General features: G+C 73.5%; 13 protein-coding genes. 7 read left to right on the plus strand and 6 right to left on the minus strand.

Annotated features, from left to right (window positions below; genetic code table 11):
- The first annotated feature begins 33 nt into the window (after nt 1-33).
- Complete coding sequence (locus tag ACIGNX_RS13905; protein ID WP_396539771.1) at nt 34-783, plus strand: helix-turn-helix domain-containing protein; 750 nt, start codon at nt 34-36, stop codon at nt 781-783.
- Nucleotides 784-940: 157 nt separating this feature from the next.
- Nucleotides 941-2,536 (plus strand): alpha/beta hydrolase, encoded by a 1,596-nt coding sequence (locus ACIGNX_RS13910; RefSeq protein ID WP_396539773.1) that lies wholly within the window; start codon nt 941-943, stop codon nt 2,534-2,536.
- A gap of 188 nt (nt 2,537-2,724) precedes the next feature.
- Here the strand turns inward: ACIGNX_RS13910 and ACIGNX_RS13915 are convergent, their stop codons facing one another.
- Nucleotides 2,725-5,556 carry an aconitate hydratase gene (locus tag ACIGNX_RS13915; protein WP_396539775.1) on the minus strand — a complete coding sequence of 944 codons (2,832 nt, stop codon included), beginning with the start codon at nt 5,554-5,556 and terminating at the stop codon, nt 2,725-2,727.
- A gap of 157 nt (nt 5,557-5,713) precedes the next feature.
- On the opposite strand from ACIGNX_RS13915, the gene ACIGNX_RS13920 reads away from it, so the two are divergent.
- Both ACIGNX_RS13920 and ACIGNX_RS13925 read left to right on the plus strand, forming a co-directional pair.
- On the plus strand, nt 5,714-6,457 hold the full coding sequence (locus ACIGNX_RS13920) for an ATP-binding cassette domain-containing protein (RefSeq protein WP_396539777.1): 744 nt from the start codon (nt 5,714-5,716) through the stop codon (nt 6,455-6,457).
- On the plus strand, nt 6,454-7,101 hold the full coding sequence (locus ACIGNX_RS13925; protein ID WP_396539779.1) for a hypothetical protein: 648 nt from the start codon (nt 6,454-6,456) through the stop codon (nt 7,099-7,101). Before ACIGNX_RS13920 ends, ACIGNX_RS13925 begins: the two co-directional genes overlap by 4 nt.
- 15 nt (nt 7,102-7,116) lie before the next feature.
- Here the strand turns inward: ACIGNX_RS13925 and ACIGNX_RS13930 are convergent, their stop codons facing one another.
- The 4 genes from ACIGNX_RS13930 to ACIGNX_RS13945 form a co-directional block, all read right to left on the minus strand.
- Nucleotides 7,117-7,659: a DapH/DapD/GlmU-related protein gene (locus ACIGNX_RS13930; protein WP_396539781.1), complete on the minus strand. Its 543-nt coding sequence runs from the start codon at nt 7,657-7,659 to the stop codon at nt 7,117-7,119.
- 13 nt (nt 7,660-7,672) lie between these two features.
- Nucleotides 7,673-8,608: a LysR family transcriptional regulator gene (locus ACIGNX_RS13935; protein WP_396539783.1), complete on the minus strand. Its 936-nt coding sequence runs from the start codon at nt 8,606-8,608 to the stop codon at nt 7,673-7,675.
- A 125-nt stretch (nt 8,609-8,733) separates the two neighbouring features.
- Nucleotides 8,734-10,272 (minus strand): flagellar basal body protein FliL, encoded by a 1,539-nt coding sequence (locus ACIGNX_RS13940; RefSeq protein ID WP_396539785.1) that lies wholly within the window; start codon nt 10,270-10,272, stop codon nt 8,734-8,736.
- On the minus strand, nt 10,269-10,667 hold the full coding sequence (locus ACIGNX_RS13945; protein WP_396539787.1) for a hypothetical protein: 399 nt from the start codon (nt 10,665-10,667) through the stop codon (nt 10,269-10,271). The genes ACIGNX_RS13940 and ACIGNX_RS13945 overlap by 4 nt, the downstream gene beginning before the upstream one ends.
- Nucleotides 10,668-10,788: 121 nt before the next feature.
- Between ACIGNX_RS13945 and ACIGNX_RS13950 the strand changes: the two genes are divergently transcribed.
- The 3 genes from ACIGNX_RS13950 (at nt 10,789) to ACIGNX_RS13960 (ending at nt 14,670) form a co-directional block, all read left to right on the plus strand.
- Entirely contained in the window at nt 10,789-11,523 is a 735-nt protein-coding gene (locus ACIGNX_RS13950; RefSeq protein WP_396539788.1) for an SIR2 family NAD-dependent protein deacylase, read from the plus strand.
- 117 nt (nt 11,524-11,640) lie between these two features.
- The gene (locus ACIGNX_RS13955; protein WP_396539790.1) at nt 11,641-13,173 is read left to right on the plus strand and encodes an AMP-binding protein; all 1,533 of its coding nucleotides are present in this window, start codon (nt 11,641-11,643) and stop codon (nt 13,171-13,173) included.
- Nucleotides 13,174-13,341: 168 nt separating this feature from the next.
- Entirely contained in the window at nt 13,342-14,670 is a 1,329-nt protein-coding gene (locus ACIGNX_RS13960) for an NlpC/P60 family protein (protein ID WP_396539792.1), read from the plus strand.
- Nucleotides 14,671-14,673: 3 nt separating this feature from the next.
- Here the strand turns inward: ACIGNX_RS13960 and ACIGNX_RS13965 are convergent, their stop codons facing one another.
- Nucleotides 14,674-15,495 carry an ion transporter gene (locus ACIGNX_RS13965; protein ID WP_396539794.1) on the minus strand — a complete coding sequence of 274 codons (822 nt, stop codon included), beginning with the start codon at nt 15,493-15,495 and terminating at the stop codon, nt 14,674-14,676.
- Nucleotides 15,496-15,635: the final 140 nt, after the last annotated feature.

Below are 15,635 nucleotides of genomic sequence, written 5' to 3' on the forward strand. Positions count from 1 at the left end.
CCCGGCGCCGGGCGGGGTGCGAGACTCGGCGGCGTGGGCGAGCTGGGTGAGTTCCTGCGCAGCAGGCGCGGTCGGGTGCGGCCCGGGGACGTGGGCCTGCCGGCGGGGATCGGGCGGCGGCAGACGCCGGGGCTGCGGCGGGAGGAGCTGGCCGCCCTGGCGGGCGTGAGCGTGGACTACTACACCCGGCTGGAGCAGGGGCGGGACACCAACCCGGGCCCGGAGGTGCTGCGCGCGCTGGCCGCGGCGCTGCGGCTGGGCGCCGACGAGCGGGCGCACCTGCACGCGTTGGCGCGCCGCGCGGCCGGCCCGCCCCCGTGGGGCGCGGGCGCCCCGCGCCCCGGCCTGCTGCACCTGCTGGAGGCCGTGCGGCCGACCCCGGCGTACGTCCTGGACCAGGTCAGCACGCTGCTGGCGGTGAACCCGGAGGGCGCGCGCCTGATGCCGGGGCTGGTCGAGGCGGGCAACCTGGTGCGCTACGTGTTCACCGACCCGCGGGCGCGCGAGGTGTTCGTGGTGTGGGAGGACATGGCGCGCGACTGCGTGGCGCACCTGCGCACGGTGGCCGCGGCCGACCCGCCGCCCGCGCTGGCCGACCTCGTGGCGGAGCTGTCGGCGGCCGACGGCGGGTTCGCCCCGCTGTGGCGGCACTACGACGTGAGGGGCAAGACGGGCTCGCGCCGGGCGTTCCGCGACCCGGCGGGCGCCACGGTCACCCTGACGTCGGAGGTCCTCACCGCCCCCGACGGCCAGCGGCTCGCCGTCTTCCGCCCGGAGCCCTGACCGGGACACCCCGGGGGCGGCCGGGCAAGGACCGTTCGTCGGCCGTGAATCCTCCGTTCTGCGGGTGTTGCCGGACACGTTCGAGTGAAAGCCTCGCGCGACGGCGTCGCGGTGTCACTGGAGGGCGACGTCGAGCGAACCGAGGGAGCGCTGCCCCATGCAACTCCGCAACCGAGCGCTGGTTCTCGCGCTGGCCCTGGGCACGACGGTGTCCGGCCTCGTGGGAACCGGTCCCGCCGCCGCCCAGCAAGCGCAGGGCGCCACCCCGATCCAGTGGTCGACCTGCGCGCAGGACGTCCTCGACGAGATCCCGGCCGCGCAACGCGACAAGGTCACGTGCGCGAACCACCCCGTGCCGCTGGACCACCGCAAGCCGAACGGCTCCAAGATCACCATCGCGCTGATGAAGCGCCCGGCCGACGACCAGGCCGCCAAGGTGGGCTCGCTGTTCATCAACCCGGGCGGTCCCGGCGGCGCCGGCCTGATCTACTCCGCCTACGGCAGCTCGTTCTTCCAGCCCGAGGTCATGAAGAGGTTCGACCTCATCGGGTTCGACCCGCGCGGGGTGGGCCGCAGCTCGCCGCTGCGCTGCTTCAAGACCCTCGAAGAGGCCGACGAGGTCTTCGGGCGCATGTCCGCGGTGCCGGTGACCCGCACCGAGATCCGCGACACCGTGGACGCCACCGAGGACTACACCGACGCGTGCGCGCGCAACGCCGGCCCGCTGCTGGACCACATGTCCACCGAGGCGGTCGCGCGCGACCTCGACCTGCTGCGACAGGGCGTCGGCGACCGGCAGCTGACGTTCGTCGGCTTCTCCTACGGCACGCTCCTCGGCGCGACCTACGCCAACATCTTCCCCTCGAAGTCCCGCGCCCTGGTGCTGGACGGCAACGTCGACCCGGCGCTGCGGACCTCCAACGGCCCGGAGTACGACCGGCAGCGCGCGCAGGGCTTCGAGATCTCGCTCGACGCCTGGCTGAAGCGCTGCGACGCCGAGGGCGACAAGTGCGCCTACAGCGACGGCAACCCGCGCGCCAAGTTCGACGAGGTGCGCGACCACCTGCGCACGCAGCCGATCACGCTGCCGGACGGCCAGGTCGTGACCTACGCCGGCTACATCGGCCGGGTCACCAGCGACCTGTACGCGCCGACCCGCTTCAAGGCGCTGGCCGCGTGGCTCCAGAGCATCTACGCGGTGCTGCACCCGGCCGCCGCGACGTTCTCCGCGCAGGAGCAGGCCGCGCCGCGGCCGCCGCTGGCGAACAAGCACGGCCTGGCCGACGTCCGCGCCGGGGTCACCGGCGACACCGAGTACCTGTACGACGACTCGTACTACGGCGTGAACTGCACCGACAAGCCGTTCCCGCGGCTGCCGCGGCTCTTCCCGGCGCTGGCCGCGCTGTGGGAGCGGGAGTCGCCGACGTTCGGCCGCCAGCAGGCCGCCTCCGACCTGCTGACGTGCGCCACGTGGCCGGTGCCCCACCCGGACCGCTGGGCCGGCCCGTGGAACCGGCGCACGCCCAACCCGGTCGTCGTGGTCGGCAACTACTACGACCCGGCCACCCGCTACGACTTCGCCAAGCGGATGGCCCGGCAGCTGGGCAACGCGCGCCTGCTCAGCGTCGACGCGTTCGGCCACTGCATCCTCGGTGACAGCGCGGGCGTCGACACCGCGGTGACCGACTACCTGGTCAACCTCAAGGCCCCGGCCAACGGCCAGGTGTTCCAGCCGAACGTCCAGCCCTTCTAGCACCGCGCGGTGCGGCCGTCGTCACGCGGGCGACGGCCGCACCGGGTCCCGCTCCCGGACCGCTGCTTCGGCGGCGGGACCAGGCGGCTCACCGGTGCCGACCGGTTGCCGGTCGCGCCCGCGTTCGGACCGGCGGGAACGGCGGAGGGCCGCCCACCTCCGGGTGGACGGCCCTCCGCGCGCGACGACTAGCCGCGCACCATCTTGCGCAGCACGTACTGCATGATGCCGCCGTTGCGGTAGTAGTCGGCCTCACCGGGCGTGTCGATGCGGACCACCGCGTCGAACTCGACCTTCGAGCCGTCGCCCTTCGTCGCCACCACGTGCACCGTGCGCGGCGTCTCGCCGTCGTTCAGCGCGGTGATGCCGGTGAAGTCGAACGTCTCGGTGCCGTCCAGGCCCAGCGACTCCGCCGACCCGCCGTCGGGGAACTGCAGCGGCAGCACGCCCATGCCGATCAGGTTCGACCGGTGGATGCGCTCGAACGACTCGGCGATCACGGCGCGCACGCCGAGCAGCGAGGTGCCCTTCGCCGCCCAGTCGCGCGACGAGCCCGAGCCGTACTCCTTGCCCGCCAGCACGACCAGCGGGACGCCGGCCTCGGCGTAGGCCACCGACGCGTCGTAGATCGTGGTCTGCGGCGCGCCCTCCTCCAGGAAGTTGCGGGTGAACCCGCCCTGCACGCCCTGCCCGTTGTTCTCGTCGGCGAGCAGCTGGTTGCGCAGCCGGATGTTGGCGAACGTGCCGCGGATCATCACCTCGTGGTTGCCCCGCCGGGAACCGTAGGAGTTGAAGTCCTTGCGCTCGACGCCGTGCTCGGTCAGGTACTTGCCCGCGGGCGAGTCGGCCTTGATCGCGCCGGCCGGGGAGATGTGGTCGGTGGTGACCGAGTCGCCCAGCAGCGCCAGCACGCGGGCACCGCTGATCTCCGTCACCGGGGCCGGCTCCATCTCCATGCCCTCGAAGTACGGGGGCTTGCGCACGTAGGTGGAGTCCTCGGCCCACTCGAACGTCTTGCCGGTCGGCGTGGGCAGCGACTGCCAGCGCTCGTCGCCCGCGAACACGTCGGCGTAGCCCTTGGTGAAGCCCTCCGGCGAGATCGCCGCGGCCACGACCTCCGAGATCTCCTGCGGCGACGGCCAGATGTCGGCCAGGTGCACCGGGTTGCCCTCGGCGTCGGTGCCCAGCGGCTCGGTGGTGATGTCCTTGTCCATCGAGCCGGCCAGCGCGTACGCCACGACCAGCGGCGGGGACGCGAGGTAGTTCATCTTGATGTCGGGGTTGATCCGGCCCTCGAAGTTCCGGTTGCCCGACAGCACCGACACGGCGGCCAGGTCGCCCTGGTTGATGCCCGCCGAGATCTCCTCCTGCAGCGGGCCGGAGTTGCCGATGCACGTGGTGCAGCCGTAGCCGACCAGGTGGAAGCCCAGCTTCTCCAGGTACGGCAGCAGCCCGGCGCGCTCGTAGTAGTCCATGACGACCTTGGAGCCCGGCGCGAGGGTCGTCTTGACCCACGGCTTGCGCTCCAGGCCCTTCTCCACGGCCTTCTTCGCCAGCAGCGCGGCGCCGATCATGACCGACGGGTTGGACGTGTTCGTGCAGGACGTGATGGCGGCGATCGCCACCGCGCCGTGGTCGAGCTCGAACTCCGCGCCGTCCACGGTCACCTTCACCGGGTTGGACGGGCGGCCGTCCGCGCCCTCGGCGGCGGTGTGGACCACGCGCGGCTCGCCGCCGTTGTCGCCGTCGGCGGGCGAGATCGGGTCGCTGGCCGGGAAGGTCTCCTCGACGGCCTCGTCCACGCTCGACGTCGACGTCGGCTCGGTGTCGGCCACGTAGGAGCCCAGCGCCTGGCGGAACGCCTGCTTGGCGCTGGTCAGCTCGATGCGGTCCTGCGGGCGCTTCGGGCCGGCGATCGACGGCACGACCGTCGACAGGTCCAGCTCCAGCGTCTCGGAGTACACCGGCTCGACGGCCGGGTCGTGCCACAGGCCCTGCTCCTTGGCGTAGGCCTCGACCAGCGCGAGCTGCTCGGCCGAGCGGCCGGTCAGCTTCAGGTAGTCGATGGTCTCGCCGTCGATCGGGAAGATCGCGCAGGTCGAGCCGAACTCCGGGCTCATGTTGCCGATCGTCGCGCGGTTGGCCAGCGGCACCGCGCCGACGCCCGAGCCGTAGAACTCGACGAACTTGCCGACCACGCCGTGCTTGCGCAGCATCTCGGTGATCGTGAGCACCAGGTCGGTCGCGGTCGCGCCGGCGGGCAGCTCGCCGTGCAGCTTGAAGCCGACCACGCGCGGGATGAGCATGGACACCGGCTGGCCGAGCATGGCGGCCTCGGCCTCGATGCCGCCGACGCCCCAGCCGAGCACGCCGATGCCGTTGACCATGGTGGTGTGGCTGTCGGTGCCGACCAGCGTGTCCGGGTACGCCTGCCCGCCGCGGACCATCACCACGCGCGCCAGGTGCTCGATGTTCACCTGGTGCACGATGCCGGTGCCCGGCGGGACGACCTTGAACTCGTCGAACGCCGTCTGGCCCCAGCGCAGGAACTGGTAGCGCTCCTTGTTGCGCTCGTACTCCAGGTCCACGTTCAGCTCGAACGCGTCCGGCCGGCCGAAGATGTCGGCGATCACGGAGTGGTCGATGACCAGCTCGGCGGGCGCCAGCGGGTTCACCTTCGACGGGTCGCCGCCCAGCTGGGTGACCGCCTCGCGCATGGTGGCCAGGTCGACCACGCACGGCACGCCGGTGAAGTCCTGCATCACCACGCGGGCGGGCGTGAACTGGATCTCGGTGTCCGGCTCGGCCGACGGATCCCAGCTGCCCAGCGCGCGGACGTGGTCGGCGGTGATGTTCGCGCCGTCCTCGGTCCGCAGGAGGTTCTCCAGCAGGATCTTCAAGCTGTATGGCAGGCGCTCGGCGCCCTCGACCGCGCTCAGCCGGAACACCTCGTACGAGGCGTCGCCGACGGTGAGCGTGCCGCGGGCGCCGAAGCTGTCCTTGCTCGCTGGTGCAGTCACGTGAAACTCCATCTGGTGACGCGCAAAGTCGGTTGGGGAACTACTGCTGAGTCTTCCGCACCCGTGGGTGCGGCGCCCTCTCACCCCAAACAGTACGCGTGTCCTGTATTCCGCTTCAACCCGGCCCTACCTTGATCGGGGCATCATCACACCCGTGGTGCGTCTTGATCGAATCGGCAAGCGCTACGGCCGCGGCCCGTGGGTGCTGCGCGACGTCACGCTGGCCGCCGGGCCCGGCGAGGTGGTCGTGCTGCGCGGCGGCAACGGCGCGGGCAAGTCCACCCTGCTGCGCATCGCGGCGGGCGTGACCGCGCCGACGACCGGGCGGGTGAGCCGCGGCGCGTCGGTCGGGTACGCCCCGGAGCGGTTCCCCACCGGGGTGAGGCTGTCCGCCCGCGAGTACCTGCGCCGCCTCGCCGCCGTGCGCGGCGTGCCGCCGCGCTGGGACCTGGTCGAGGCGCTCGGGTTCGTCGGCGACCCGGACGCGCCCATGGCCACCCTGTCGAAGGGCAACGCGCAGAAGGTCGCGCTCGCCCAGGCGCTGCACGCCACCGACCTGCTGGTGCTCGACGAGCCGTGGTCGGGCCTGGACGCCGCCGCGAGCGCGGTGCTCGGCGAGTTGGTGACGTCGGCGCAGGCGGCCGTCGTGCTGACCGACCACCACGGCCACGACCTGCCCGGCGCGCGCGAGGTGGCGCTCGGCGCGGCCCGGCCCGGCGGCGTGGTGATCGAACTGGACCGGGTGGGGGAGGCGTTTCCGCTGATCAGCGCGTTGGACGGGGTGTTCGCGGCGCACGAGGTCGGCGGCGGCGCGCGGGTCGAGGTGAGGGCCGGGTTCAGCGACGGCGTGCTGGCCGAGGCGCTGCGGCTGGGCTGCTCGGTGCGGAGCGTGCGGTCGTGACGGCGCTGGTGCGGTACCTGCTGGTGGACGTGCTGCGCGCCCAGCGCTGGCTGCCGCCGGTGTTGCTGCACGTGGCCGTGCTGGGGATGCTCTACGCCTCCGACGCCGGGCCGCCGCTGCCCGCCTACGCCGGGACGTGCGTGCTGGTGTGCCCGGTGTCGGCGTGGCTGACCGTGGTCGTCGCGACGGCCGAGGACCCGGTGCGCCGGGCGGTGACCGTCGTGGCGGCGGGTGGCTGGGCCCGCGCGCAGGCGGCGGTGACCGCGTTGTCGGTGCTCGCGGCGCTGTCGGTGGCCCTGCTCGCCGCGCTCGTCCCGGTGGTGACGCAGCCGCGCCCGTACCCGCCCGCGGTGGTCGTGCAGGGCTTCGCGGGGTTGGCGGTGTGCGCGCTGGTCGGGGTCGGCATCGGCGTGCTGTGCGCCCGCCCGGTGATCACCGGGGTGGGCTGGTCCGTGCTCGCCGCGACGGGGCTGGTGGTGCTGGTGTTCCTGTTCGGCCGCACCCCGCCGGTGGGCAACGTGCTGTGGGCGCTGTCGCACGACGAGGGCGTGCCGTCGGCGCTGGCGGTCTCCGGGGTGGCGGCGGTGCTGCTGGTGGCCGCCGCGACGTGGCTCGGCACCGCGCTGGGCCCCCGCCGCGGCTAGCTCCGCGACCGGGCGTCACCACCGCCTGCGGACCGCGGCCTTGACGCCCGTGACCAGGGTCGACGGCGGCACGTCGTCGACCACGACCGCCCCCGCCGCGATCACGGCGTCACGGCCGATGGTGACGCCGGGCAGGATGGTGGCACCCGCCCCGATCCAGACGTTCTCCGCCACGTCGATCGGGCCGCCGCTCAGCCACTCCCGCCGCCGCCCGGGGTCGACCGGGTGGCCGACGGTGATGAACGTGGCCCTCGGCCCGACCATCACCCGCTCGCCGAGCCGGATGCCCGCGTAGTCCAGGAACGTGCAGTTCTGGTTGACGAACACCCGTTCCGCCAGGTCCAGGCGCAGGCCGTGGTCGGTGTAGAAGGGCGGTTGGATCGTCACCCCGCCCGGCAGCGGCCGCCCCAGGATCAGCTCGAACAGCTCGGCCTTGCCCGCCTCGTCGTCGAACGGCAGGACGTTGAGGCGGGAGGTCAGCTCGGTGGCCCGCAGCACCCGCTGCGACATGGCCCGGAACTCGGCGCTGTGGATCCGCACGAGGCGGTCGTCGGGCATGCTCGGTCGCTCCTCATCGTGGCGCCGGCGCCCAGGCGGGGCGCCAGACGGGTTCGGTGATCGTCGGCAGGCCGCGGAGGTGGGCCCGGACGGCCCGCAGCCCGGGGTGCGGGTTCGCGGCGGGCAGCAGCAGCGAGACCGGGTAGGCGAGCACCGGGTCGGCGATCGGGATGCGGCGCAGGTCGTGCCGCGCGGGCCAGGTGTACCGGTCGCGCGCGCCGACGAGGGTCGCCACGTCCGCGGAGTCCGCGAGCACGTCCTGGAGGACCTCGTCGCCGAAGTTGGGCCCCGCGGCGTCGACGCGGAGGTCGAAGTCGGCGGCGAGCTGGTCGTAGCACTCCGCCCACTCGCTGCGCGGCGCGATGCCCGGCACCCAGATCCGGTGCCCGCGCAGCCGTGCCGGCGTCAGCCGCCGCGCGGACGCGAGCGGGTGGCGCGGGCCGACGAGGAGCTCCAGCGGCGAGTCGAACGCGTGGACCATCCGCACGGCGCGCGGCAGCCCGGCCGGGTCGGTGACCGAGCGGAACGAGGCGTCCACGTCCCCCGACTCGACCGCGGCGGCGGCCAGCCGCGGGTCGTCCACCCTCAGGGTCACCACGTCGAGCTTCGTGCCGGGGCGCGAGCGCCAGAAGTCGTGCAGGACGACCGCCTGCGCGCTGCGCAGGCCGAGGACGTCGACCCGCAGCGCCCGCGCGCCGGGCCGCACCGCCGTGACGGCGCGGTCGGCCCCCGTGACGATGCCCCGGGCGTGCGGGAGGAACGCCCGGCCGTCCGGCGTCAGCTCGACGCCCCGGGCGGTGCGGGTGAACAGGCGGACGCCCAGCTCGCGCTCCAGCGCGGCGACCCGCTTGGAGACCGCCTGCTGCGTCACGCCCAGCTCGGCGGCGACGTGGCGCAGCCGCCCCAGCTCGGCCGCCCGGACGAACGACCGCAACGCCTCGGTGTCCACCGGCAGAGCCTAAGCGGGGTCAACCGGGGGTTGTCGCCGAGCGGAGGCCGGTTGTCCGCACCGCGGTGGAACGACAGCAGGGGTCCCCTCGGCGGGGACCCCTGCGGGCGAAGCGAGACCGACGACTACTTGATCGCCTTGATCAGCTCGTCGACGTCCTTCGGCTCCAGGCCGCGCATCAGCGTCAGGAACAGCTCGCTGTAGGTGCGGAACGGGCTGACGTACCACTTGCCGTCCACCTCGGTGGCGACCACGCCGATGCCGTCCTTGAGCACCTGCGCGCCCACCCGGGCGATCACGTCGACCGCGGCGCGCGGGATGTCCCGGCCGCCCTGCTGCTCGACCAGCTGCGTGATCTCGTCCGCGCACAGCCGCTGGGACTGGCCCTGGGCCGTGGCGTTGTAGCAGTCGCCGTCGCGGCTGATCTCGACCGTCTCGCCCTCGGCCTCGACGACCAGCTTGCGGATGGTCAGCAGCGAGCCGCCCTTGACGTCCTTCGAGTCGGTCTCCAGCTCGACCAGCTTCGCGCCGGTGGCCGGCGTCCTGCCGACCTGGTCGAGGATGACCGGGCCGACGTCCTGCAGCACGCCCATCTCGTCCGGCGGCAGCAGCGCGATCACGCCCTTGACGTCACCGTCGAGCGCCTTCTCCACGAGCTGCTTGGCGGCGTCGTTCGCCGAACCCGCGCCGGCCGGCGCGATGCCCTGCGCGGGCCACTTCAGGTCCTCTTCCTCCAGCGCGGCGTTGGCGATGGTGTAGAAGAGGCTCGGGTACCACTCGTCGCCGACCTTGATCGTCGCGATGCCGATCGGCTTGCCGCCCCGGTCCGCCTTCTCCTTGGCGAAGTCCAGCGTCTCGGTCTCCGTGCCCGCCTTCTGCAGGTCCGAGCCGAGCGCGTCGACCAGCTTGTCGGTCAGCGGGATCTGCTTGACGTCCGAGGTGACCGTGATCCTGCCCTCGACCACCTTGTTGATCGTCAGGTGGTCGTTGACCTTCTCCGCGGCGGCGTCGTCGAACTTGATGCCCTCGCTCTTGATCTGCACGCCGCTGACCTTGTTCGGGTCGGCGTCCTTCTTCAGGATCTCCAGCCGCTTGGCCTCGTCGATCGTGGCCTCGGTGTAGTCCTTGCTCAGCTTGGCCTCGGCGGGCGCCAGGCCGTTCATGATGCCCAGGACGTCACCGCTGCCCAGCGCGCTGAGCAGGTTGTTCGCCGCGGTGGACGGGTTCTCGGAACCGGCGGCCACGTCGTCGGAGCTGCGCAGCGCCCAGACCGTGGCGACGGTGCCCGCGGCCAGCGCGAGGACGGCGACGATCGCGGTGACGACCAGGCCGGTGCGCTTCTTCTTCGGCGGCTCACCGCCCGCGTAGCCGTACGGCGGCTGGCCGTAGGGCGGCTGGCCGCCGAACTCCTGCTGGTAGCCGGGCTGCTGGTACCCGGGCTGCTGGTAGCCGGCCTGCGGGTGACCGGGCTGCTGGTAGCCCGGCTGCTGGTGACCGGGCTGCCCGAAGCCCTGCGGTCCGGTCTGCGGGTAGCCCTGCTGCGGCTGGGGGCCGGTCTGCGGGTAACCACCCTGGTGGCCCTGCTGCGGGTGTCCCCCCTGCGGCTGGCCGTACGGGTCGTTCTGCGGTGGCCATTCGCCTCCGCCGCCACCTGGGTACGTCACGGTGCTCCTCCTGAGGTGCCGATCGCTGTGCGGGATTTCGCGGTGAGCACGGTGATCGCCCCGGCGATCCCCAGCACAGCACCACCGAGGGTCGTCACCGGTCCGGTCAGGCTGATCCCGACCAGTGCCCCCTCGTCGCCCCCTTGGACGGCGGCGAGTGCCGCCACCGTTCCCGCAATCGTGCCAAACACCAGTGCGAGGCATGCCCCGAATCGGTGAAACCCGGCCAACCACAGCACCACGCAGCACACCGCCACGGGGGTGAGCCCCACCCACGCGGCGCGCACCACCTCGCCCGGCGTGCCCCCCAACCCGGCGAAACCACGCAGAGCGAGCACCTCGTAACTGGTCCGCGTGACCGCCCCGGACCGCAGCCACGGCAGGAAGAACCCCACCACCGCTGTGATCAAGCCGATAGCCGCGAGCACCGCGCCCGCCCGTCGTGCGGGTGTCGGCCCCGCTGCAGGTGTACCGCGCATGCCGACAATGCTCGCAGGCGTGTGGGACGGTGGGGGCATGAGTGCACGGGACGTGATGGCCGTCGCACGGCGGATCACCGCGCTCACCGGCGCCGGCGTGTCCGCCGCGTCGGGGGTGGCGCGGTTCCGGTTCGACGCGGAGCCGTTCCTAGCGTCGGCGCGCGTGCGGCGGGAGGTGTGGCTGTCCTGGCTGGACGATCCCTTGTGGACCGCCGAGCCGAACGCCGCGCACCGCGCGCTGGCCGGGTTGCAGCGCGTCGGGCGGGTGCGCTCGGTGCTGACGCAGAACGTGGACGGGCTGCACCAGCGGGCCGGGTCGTCGGTGCTGGAGCTGCACGGGTCGATGGCGCGGGCGGTGTGCGCGTCCTGTGGCGACGTCAGCGCGATGCGTGACGTCCTGGCCCGGGTGCGCGCCGGCGACGTGCCGCCGGACTGCGCGGTGTGCGGCGGGGTGCTGCGGCCGGCGGCGGTCGCGTTCGGCGAGCCGGTGCCCGACGACGTGCTGCGGGCGGCGCGCACGGCGGCGCTGGACTGCGACGTGATGCTGGTGGTCGGGTCGTCGCTGACCGTGGAGCCGGCCGCCGGGCTGGTGCCGTTGGCGGCGAGGGCCGGCGCGGCGGTCGTGATCTGCACCCTCGACCCGACGCCGTACGACTCGGTGGCGGCGGCCGTGGTGCGGGCGCCGGCGGAGGAGGCGTTGCCCGAGCTGGCCGCGGTGCCCGTCGTGGCGACCGGGCCGGTCCGCACGTGGGGTGACCCGAGCACCTGGTGACCGGCCACCCGTGGGCGGGGTGCGCCGGGGGTGATCCGCGCGGGAGGTCGGCAGCCGCCGGTCCGCGCCGGCCGCGGGCCTGGTCGGGGAGCAGGCGGCTCAATAAGGTCACCTCGTATGCGCGTACCCCTGACTGTCGCCGATTTCCTCTACCGGGCGGAGCGGGTCTTCGCCGACACCACGGCCGTCGTCGACGAGCCGCACCAGCCCGCGGCTCCCGTGCCGACCACCACCTACGGCGCCTTCGCCACCCGCGTCCGCGCCTGGCAGGCCGGGTTCGACGCCCTCGGCCTGGCCGAGGGCGAGCGCGTCGCCGTCGTCAGCCACAACTCGGCCCGCCTGCTCGAACTGCTGCACGCCGTGCCCGGGACGGGCCGCATCGCCGTGCCGGTCAACTTCCGCCTGCGACCCGACGAGGTGTCCTACATCGTCGAGCACAGCGGCGCGTCCGTGCTCCTCGTGGACCCCGAGCTGGAGCTGGACGGCGTCACCGCGCGGCACCGGTTCGTGCTCGGCGAGCAGACCGAGGCCGAGTTGATGCGCTTCGACGCCGAGCCCCGCCCGTGGCGCGAGCCGGACGAGGACGCCACCGCCACGATCAACTACACCTCCGGCACGACGGCCCGGCCCAAGGGCGTCCGGATGACCCACCGCAACATCTGGCTCAACGCCGTCACGTTCGCCATGCACGCCCGCGTGTGGGAGCGCGACGTCTACCTGCACGTGCTGCCGATGTTCCACTGCAACGGCTGGGGCATGCCCTACGGGCTGGCCGGCCTCGGCGTGCCGCAGGTCGTGCTGCGCAAGGTCGACGGAACGGAGATCCTCACCCGCGTGCGCGACCACGGCGTCACGCTGGTCTGCGGCGCGCCCGCCGTGTGGAACGCCGTGCTCGACGCCGCCCGGGAGTGGGACGGCGAGATCCCCGGCCGCGACCGGGTGCGGGTGATCTGCGCCGGCGCGCCGCCGCCCAGCCGCACGATCGCCCGCGTCGGCGAGGAGCTGGGCTGGGAGTTCCTCCAGCTCTACGGCCTGACCGAGACCTCGCCGCTGCTGACGTTCAACCGCACCCGCCCGGCCGACGACGCGCTGCCCGCCGAGGACCGCGCGCGCAAGCTGTCCCGGGCCGGCGCGCCGGGGCTCGGGGTGCGGATCGCCGTGTCCGAGTCCGGCGAGGTGCTGGCGCGGGGCAACGTCGTCATGGCCGGCTACTGGGACAACCCCGAGGCCACCGCCGAGGCGTTGGAGGGCGGCTGGTTCCACACCGGTGACGGCGGCGAGCTGGACGACGAGGGCCACCTCACCATCTCCGACCGCAAGAAGGACGTGATCATCACCGGCGGCGAGAACGTGTCGTCCATCGAGGTGGAGGACGCGCTGTTCAGCCACCCGGCGGTGGCCGAGGCGGCGGTCATCGGGGTGCCGCACGACAAGTGGGGCGAGACGATCAAGGCACTCGTGGTGCCGGCCGGCGGCGCGGAGGTCACCGAGGCGGAGCTGATCGCCCACTGCAAGGCGCGGCTGGCGGGCTTCAAGGCGCCGACGTCGGTCGAGTTCCGCGACGCCATCCCGCGCACCGCCACCGGGAAGGTGCAGAAGTTCAAGCTCCGCGAGCCGTACTGGGCCGGCCTCGACCGCGAGGTGAACTGATCATCGCGTCACTCACCCGAGTGAGCGGTGGTTTGCGCGTCCGCCGTTACCCGTGTGGTTGATGTTCGGCCGGCGACCGTTGGAGCGGTGTGGCGGCAGTGGCACAGTCGGTCCGCGTGCGCCGTTCGGCGTAACGCGGATCGGCCGAGTGCGCGGGAGGCGGCAGTCGTGGTTCGGTGGGTGATCCCGGTCGTGCTGGCGTTGACCACCGCGATGGCACCGGGCGGCGCCGCCCGCGCGGTGCCGCCACCGCCGCCCAACCCGAGCGACGCCGAGATCGGCGCGGGCCGCGAGCAGGCCGACGCCAAGGCCGCCCGCGTCGGCGAGTTGACCGGCAGGCTCACCGAGGCCGAGGCGCGCCTGCGCGAGCTGACCGACGACGTCGCGTTCAAGCTGGAGCTGGCCAACAAGGCGCGGGTCGACCTGGAGGCCGCACGGGACGAGGCGGACCGGGCGCGTCGCGCCGCCGAGGCGGCCCGCACCGAGGCCGAGGCCGCCGGCCGGGCCGTGGAGGACGCCCGCAGGCGGCTGGACGAGTTCGCCGCCGCCAGCTACGAGCAGGGCAGCGTGGTCGGCTCCGTCTCGGCGTACTTCGGCGCGACCAGCCCGGAGGACCTGCTCGCCCGGGCGCAACTGCTCCAGGCCGTGAGCGAGTCGAGCCTCGACGCGCTGGACGACGTCGAGCGCACCCGCGCCGAGCAGGCGAACAAGGACGCCGCCGCCCGCGCCGCGTTCGACGTGGCCGACGCCAGGCGGTCCGACGCCGACCGGGCCAAGCGGGACGCCGACGCGGCCGAGGCCGGCGCGGTGCTGGCCCGGCAGGACCAGGCGGTCGCCGCCCGGAGCCTGCAGGACGACAAGACCCGCGTCGAGTCGGAGCTGGACCAGGCGCTGCGCGCCGTCGAAGGGCTGGAGGGCAGGCGCGAGCAGTACAACCGGTGGCTGGACGACAAGCGCCGCGAGGAGGAGGAAGCCGCCCGCCAGGCGGCGCTGGTCGCGGTGCCGAGGCCGCAGGCACCCCAGGCGCCGGAGGCACCACAGGCACCGCAGGCGCCGCAACCGGTCGCGGCACCCGTCGCCGGTGGCGTCGAGACCGTCGTCGCCCGCGCCATGGCGCAGCTCGGCGTCCGGTACTCGTGGGGCGGCGGCGACTACGACGGCCCGACCGTCGGCATCCGCGACGGCGGCGTCGGCGACGCCCACGGCGACTACTACAGCGTCGGCTTCGACTGCTCCGGGTTGATGATGTACGCGTTCGCCGGCGCGGGCGTGTACCTGCCGCACTACAGCGGCTACCAGTACAACGCGGGCCGCAAGGTGCCGCTGTCGCAGGCGCAGCGCGGCGACATGCTGTTCTGGGGACCGGGCGGCGGGACGCACGTCGCGCTCTACCTCGGCGGCGGCATGATGATCGAGGCGCCGTACTCCGGCTCGGCCGTCCGCGTCGCCCCGGTCCGGTACGGCGGGATCATGCCCTACGCCACCCGGGTACTCTGAGCCTCACCGCTCGCCCGCCGGCCCCAGCCCCAGGGGCTCCAGGTCCAGCGACTGCGCCGGTCCCGGCCGCAGGGCCCGGACCTCGTCCCGCAGCGCGCGCACCTCGGCGAGCAGGAGGTCGTCGGACGCGCCCACCGCCGGGGCCGTCGGCTCGGACTCCATGGCGCTGCACACGACCGCGATGAACAGGTTCAGCATGGTGAACGTGCCGACCAGCAGGTAGACCAGGAAGAAGATCCAGGCCAGCGGGTGGGTGACCATGACGTCGCGCATCACGTCCGACCAGCCGTCGCCGGTGGTGAGCTGGAACAGCGTCAGGAAGGTCGCGCCGAGGCCGTCGAACCGCGGGTCGCCGCCGGAGCGGAACAGGTTGATCGCGACCACGCTGCCGACGTACAGCATCAGCAGGAGCAGCCCGGACAGCGAGATCAGGCCGGGGATCGACCGGACCAGCGCCGTCACCACGCGGCGCATGCTCGGCACCATCGCGACCAGCCGCAGGGCGCGCAGGATCCGCAGCGCGCGGACCACCGACAGCGGTCCCGCGGCGGGCAGCAGGGCGACGCCGACCACGACGAAGTCGAAGCAGTTCCACGGGTCCCGGAAGAACCGCAGGCGGTGCGCGTACGACCGGGCGGCCAGCTCGACCACGAAGAACGCCAGCGCGGCGCGGTCCACGGCGTCGAACGCGCCGCCGTGCGCCGCGACGAGCGCCGTGGACGTCTCGCAGCCGAGGGTGATCGCGTTGACCACGATCACCGCCACGACCAGCCGCTGGAAGCGCCTGCCGTCCACGACGTCGCGGACGCGGTCGCGCAGAGCCATGCCGAACTCCTCCTGCACGCGTCGGGGATTCCGCTCGATCGAGCACAGCCCCATCGGCCGGTGGGCCGCACGGCTTGAGCCGATTCACCCGGTCGAGTGGAAGCGGGGCTCGCGCGTGGGGAAACCGCCGTTCCACAGTG

Source organism: Actinosynnema sp. NPDC053489, assembly GCF_044544865.1.
GTDB lineage: Bacteria > Actinomycetota > Actinomycetes > Mycobacteriales > Pseudonocardiaceae > Actinosynnema.